Below are 5,179 nucleotides of genomic sequence, written 5' to 3' on the forward strand. Positions count from 1 at the left end.
CAGAACACGTCGTTGTACGCCATCACCAGCGCCTGTTGCTGGATGGTGTTGCCGATCATGCGCATCGCGGCGGCGGAACTGCCGAAGGACTGGCTGAGGCCGGCGACATAATCCTGGACCGCGATCGAATTCGCCGACACCGTTTCCTCCAGCCGGCGCGCGTGGAACCAGGTGCGCTGGTCCTGCACTGTCGCCAGCAGCGCCAGCCCCACCGATCCGCCGATGTTGCGCGCGGCGTTGAACAGCCCGGAGGCGTCGCCGGCGTATTCGGGCGGGACCGAGCGGATCGCCGCCTGATTGAGGAACAGCATGACGAAGATGGTGCCGACGCCGCGCATCAGCTGCGATTCGGTGAAGGCGTCGCCGGTCGACGCTACGGTGAGCGCGGTATCGTTCCAGCAGCTGAACGCCATCACGGCCATGCCGAAACCGACCGCGAGGCGGATATCGATGTAGCGCATCATCAGCGGCGTGAACGGCATCAGGATCAGGCTGGGGATGCCGGCGAGCAGGACGACGTGTCCGGCCTGAAGCGCGTTGTAGTTGGCGATGATCGCGACGAATTGCGGGATGACATAGGAGGTGCCGTACAGCACCATCCCGAGCACCACTCCCATCGCCGCGACGCTGCCGAACTGGCGGTCGAGCAACAGTTGCAGCCGGATCACCGGTCGCCGGGCGAGGAACTGACCCGCCAGCAGCAGCACGAAGCCGAACGCCGAGACCAGCGAGAGCTGGATGATCGTCGCCGATTCGAACCATTGTTCGCGCTGGCCCTCCTCCAGCACCACCGTAAGGCCGCCGAGGCCGAGCGCCAGCCCGGCGACGCCCAGCCAGTCCGCCTCGCCGAATTCGTGCAGGCGCGCGCGTTCGTGCGGCAGGCCGACCAGCAGCAGCGTGACCAGCAGCGCGCCGACGGGCAGGTTGAGGAAGAAGGCATAATGCCAGCTGAGGTTCTCGGTCAGCCAGCCGCCGACCAATGGGCCGAGCACCGGGCCGAGGATCGCGGTGACGCCGAACATCGCGGTGCCGATCGGCTGTTGCGCCGGGGGCAGGCGGGTGGCGATGATCGTCATCGCGGTCGGGATCAGCGCGCCGCCGGTGATGCCCTGTCCGGCGCGCCCGACGATCATCATCGTCAGGCTGGTCGACAGGCCGCACATGATCGAGAAGCCGGTGAAGAGGATGCAGGCGGCGAGGAGGAAGGTGCGCAGGCCGAGCAGCCGGGTCAGCCACGCAGCCATCGGGATGATGACGATCTCCGCCACCAGATAGGATGTGGCGATCCACGTCCCCTCGGTCCCGCTCGCGCCGATCTCGCCCTGGATGGTGGGCAGCGACGAATTGACGATCGAGATGTCGAGCGTCGCCATCAGCGCGCCCAGGCTGCCCGCCGCCACCGCCAGCCACGCCGCCAGATCCGCGCGCGCGGCGGGGCGCGGCGCGGACGCGAAATCGGCGGGGTCGGCGGTGGCGGCGGTCACTTGCGGCGGGCCCGATCGAGCGCGTTCTGCTCCTGCACGATCCGCTCACGCGATCCGCGCGCGGACTTGGTATCGACGGTGACCTCGACCGACATGCCGGGGACCAGCAGCGCGCGCGTTTCCGGCCCGGCGTCGATCGCGACGCGAACCGGCACGCGCTGGACGATCTTGGTGAAGTTGCCGGTCGCGTTCTGCGGCGGCAGCAGCGAGAATTGCGCGCCGGTGCCGGGCGAGATGCTTTCGATATGACCGTGCAGCTCGACCCCGTCGATCGCGTCGACCGCGACCTTTACCGGTTGGCCGACGCGCATCAGGCCAAGCTGGGTTTCCTTGAAATTGGCGGCGACATAGATCGTCTGCACCGGAACGATCGACATCAGCCGCAGGCCCGGCTGGACGAACTGACCGGGCTGGACGCTCTTGTCGCCGATACGGCCGTCGGTGCTGGCGCGGATCACGGTCGAGCCGAGATTGACGTTGGCGGCGGCGAGCTGCGCCTCGGCGGCGCGGCCCTGCGACCGGGCCTGGCCGATCTGCGCCTGAAGCGTGCCGACGCGGCGTTCGGCGGTGGTCAGCGCGGCGCGGGCGTTGGCGGCCTGCGCCACCGCCTGCTGTTCCTGATTGCGCAACTGCGCGAGTCGCTCGCCGGTTTCGGCGCCGCTTGCCGCCAGAGGCGCGTAACGCGCGACTTCCTGACGCGCGAAGCGCAGGTTGGTCTCGGCCGCCGCGAGTTGCGCGCGGGCCTGGTCGATGCCGGCCTGCTGCTCGCGGATCTGCGCGCGGACGCCCTCCGCATTGGCTTCGGCCACGCCGATCTGCGCCTGGAACTGCTCGGTCTGCGCGCGATAGTCACGCGCGTCGATCTGGATCAGCGGGTCGCCGGCACGGACCTGCTGATTGTCGGCGACGAAGACCTTTTCCACATAGCCGCCGACCTTTGGCGCGACGACGACGGCGTCGCTCTGGATATAGGCGTCGTTGGTCGACTGGAAATATTTGCCGTGCGTCTGATAGCGCCAATACCACAGCCCGCCGCCGACGACGGCGACCAGCAGGATGACGAGGAGGATGATGCGCACCCGACCGCCGCCGCGCGCCCTGGCGGTATCCGTGCCGTCATCCGCGGCGCCGGCGGGCGTGGCGGTGTGGGGCTCCTGTTCCGGCATCGGCTGATCCATTCTTGCAATCCCGTCGTTCGGCTGCGCGTAATGCTCGCACTTGCAGCATAACGCAATCCCATATATTGAGGTCCCTCATAAAAATGAACGACCTTGAAAACCTCGCCTCCGGATTCGGAAAACTGTTCCTGCGCCTGCACCGGCTGGTCGACCGGCGGATGGCGTCGGGCGGCGCGTCGTTCGCCCGCGCCAAGATGCTGATGTGCATCAAGAAGGACGGGCCGGCGCGCGCGGTCGACATCGCCGACCTGTTCGGGCTGGCGCCGCGCACCGTCACCGAGGCGCTGGACGGGCTGGAGCGCGACGGGCTGGTTCGACGCGCGCCCGACCCGCACGACCGCCGGGTCAAGCGCGTGTCGCTGACCGACGACGGCTTGAGCGCGCTTGCCGCTAGCGAGCCGCTACGGCTGGAGTTGCTCGACCGCACCTTTGGCGCGCTCGATGCGGAGGAGCGCGCGCAACTCGCCGCGATCGTCGCCAAGCTGACGGTGCAGGTCGAACGAGAGGAAGCGCGCGACTAGAGTCGGGCGATATCCGCTGGCATCGGCGTCAACCCACCGCGTGGTTGCGAGTCGCTGGATTGCCGCGGGGCGGCGCCCCTCGCAATGACGATCCGCCGTCACCTCACCTCGCGCCCGCACCTGTTGCGGAATCGATTTGCACGCGCCGCCGTTGATGATAGCCTCCGCCACGCGACCATCGCAGAATGGCGTGAAGAGAGGTGCCATGCAGCGTTACGAACCTGCGCTGTGCCGTTGCAGTTTCGGCCTGTTGTGCTGCGCGAGCTGCGCGGCGTTGACGATCACCGCGGTGGCGATGCTCACTCTGGGGTGAGAGCGTCCGCCCGCACCGGCTGAGCGGCGAACCACGGCGCCATCCGCGCCAGTGCCTCCTCCACCCGGTCGGTCGACACCGCGAAGCTGAACCGCATGAACCGATGGCCGTCGACCGGATCGAAATCGATGCCGGGCGCGGTGGCGACGCCGGTATCCTCGAGCAGGCGCATGCACAGGTCGAAGCTGTCGTCGGTCAGGTGCCCGACGTCGGCATAGACGTAGAAGGCGCCGTCGGGCGGGGCGATGCGGCGCAGGCCAAAACCGGGCAACGCGGCGAGCAGCAGATCGCGATTGCGGGCGTAGCCGCGGATGTGGCCCTCCAGCTCATCCCGGCAATCGAACGCGACCAGCCCGGCATGCTGCGCCAGCGACGGCGGGGTGAGGAACAGATTGCCCATCCGCGCCCGCGCCGCGTCGATCAGCGCCGGCGGCACCACCAGCCAGCCGAGCCGCCAGCCGGCCATGCTGAAATATTTGGAGAAGCTGTTGACGATCAGCGCGTCGGGCGTCTCCTGCGCGACCGACCGCGCCGCGCCGACGTAGCTGAGGCCATGGTAGATCTCGTCCGAGATGATGCGGATGCCGCGTTCGCGGCACACCGCGACGATCGCGGCGAGTTCGTCGGCGGGGATGATCGTGCCGGTGGGATTGGCCGGGCTGGCGAGGATCAGCCCGCGCGGCGCGGGATCGAGCCGGGCGATCGCGGCCGCGGTGATCTGAAACCGCTCCGCCTCACCACAGCCGATCTCGACCGGCTCCAGATGCAGCGCCTTGATCGTGTTGCGATAGGCTACATAGCCGGGCCGCGCGAACGCGACCCGATCGCCCGGCGCGAACAGGCAGGACAGGGCGAGGACGAAGGCGGGCGAGGCGCCGCAGGTCAGGATGACCTGCTCCGGATCGACCGCGACGCCGTAGGTTTCGTCGTAGTGGCGGGCGATCCGCGCCTTGAGCGCGGGGCTTTCCCAATAGCCCATGCCGTCGCTGTCGAGCACGCGGTGCGCGGCGGCGATCGCGGGGGCGGGCGCGCCGGTCGACGGCTGGCCGAATTCCATGTGGATGATCGAGCGCCCGGCGGCGGCGAGCGCGTGGGCGCGGCGGCTGAGCGCGATGGCGTGGAACGGGTCGATCTGTGCGGACATGCCGGCGGGCTTACACGCTCGGGCGCGGGGGGCAATGGTTCGGCGGCGAAAGCGGCGCGGTGTGGCGGAGGCGGCGGCAAGCGGCCTCGCCGCGCTCCTGCGCGCCGGTTTGGCAAGGCGGGGCGCGCAGCTTTCGGCGCCGCGCTGGCTTCGCGGAGGGCCCGGCATGCAGCCGGGTCGACGGGGTCGTGTTGCGGGCGGGAGCGGCTGGCGCGCCGCTCCCGCACACAAGCTTAGAGCTGGGTCAGCAGGTGGTCGGCCGAGCTGACCTCGAACGCGCCGGGCGCTTCGACGTTGAGCGTCTCGACCACGCCGTCGTTGACCACCATCGAGTAACGCTGGCTGCGCTCGCCCATGCCGAACTTCGATCCGTCGAAGGTCAGGCCGATTTCCTTGGCGAAGGCGGCGTTGCCGTCGGCGAGCATCGTCACCTTGCCCGCGGCGTCGTTAGCCTTGCTCCACGCGCCCATCACGAACGCGTCGTTGACCGAGGTGAAGGCGATCTCATCGACGCCCTTGCCCTTCAGTTCGTCCGCCTT

At 69.0% G+C, this 5,179-nt stretch carries 5 protein-coding genes; 1 reads left to right on the top strand and 4 read right to left on the bottom strand.

Annotation, left to right across the window (positions count from 1 at the left end):
* The coding region (locus VNR91_RS05650; RefSeq protein WP_325489803.1) for an MDR family MFS transporter at positions 1 to 1,484 on the bottom strand (1,484 nt) is incomplete at its 3' end.
* Positions 1,481 to 2,662, bottom strand: coding sequence for an HlyD family secretion protein (locus VNR91_RS05655; RefSeq protein WP_325489804.1), 1,182 nt, complete (start codon positions 2,660 to 2,662; stop codon positions 1,481 to 1,483). The genes VNR91_RS05655 and VNR91_RS05650, both read right to left, overlap by 4 nt.
* 83 nt (positions 2,663 to 2,745) lie before the next feature.
* On the opposite strand from VNR91_RS05655, the gene VNR91_RS05660 reads away from it, so the two are divergent.
* A complete protein-coding gene (locus tag VNR91_RS05660) occupies positions 2,746 to 3,183 on the top strand; it encodes a MarR family winged helix-turn-helix transcriptional regulator (RefSeq protein ID WP_325489805.1) in 438 nt (145 codons plus the stop codon).
* A 299-nt stretch (positions 3,184 to 3,482) separates the two neighbouring features.
* Here the strand turns inward: VNR91_RS05660 and VNR91_RS05665 are convergent, their stop codons facing one another.
* Together VNR91_RS05665 and VNR91_RS05670 are read right to left on the bottom strand one after the other, a co-directional pair.
* Positions 3,483 to 4,640: an aminotransferase class I/II-fold pyridoxal phosphate-dependent enzyme gene (locus VNR91_RS05665; protein WP_325489806.1), complete on the bottom strand. Its 1,158-nt coding sequence runs from the start codon at positions 4,638 to 4,640 to the stop codon at positions 3,483 to 3,485.
* Between the two features lie 233 nt (positions 4,641 to 4,873).
* A partial coding sequence (locus tag VNR91_RS05670) for a peroxiredoxin (RefSeq protein ID WP_325489807.1) occupies positions 4,874 to 5,179 on the bottom strand: 306 nt, incomplete at its 5' end.

Source organism: Sphingomonas sp. (assembly GCF_035555815.1).
GTDB lineage: Bacteria > Pseudomonadota > Alphaproteobacteria > Sphingomonadales > Sphingomonadaceae > Sphingomonas.

Bases quoted from the DNA above. Each gene is read 5' to 3' on its own strand.
- VNR91_RS05665 (WP_325489806.1), bottom strand. From the start codon at position 4,640: ATGTCCGCACAGATCGACCCGTTCCACGCCATCGCGCTCAGCCGCCGC.
- VNR91_RS05655 (WP_325489804.1), bottom strand. From the start codon at position 2,662: ATGGATCAGCCGATGCCGGAACAGGAGCCCCACACCGCCACGCCCGCC.
- VNR91_RS05660 (WP_325489805.1), top strand. From the start codon at position 2,746: ATGAACGACCTTGAAAACCTCGCCTCCGGATTCGGAAAACTGTTCCTG.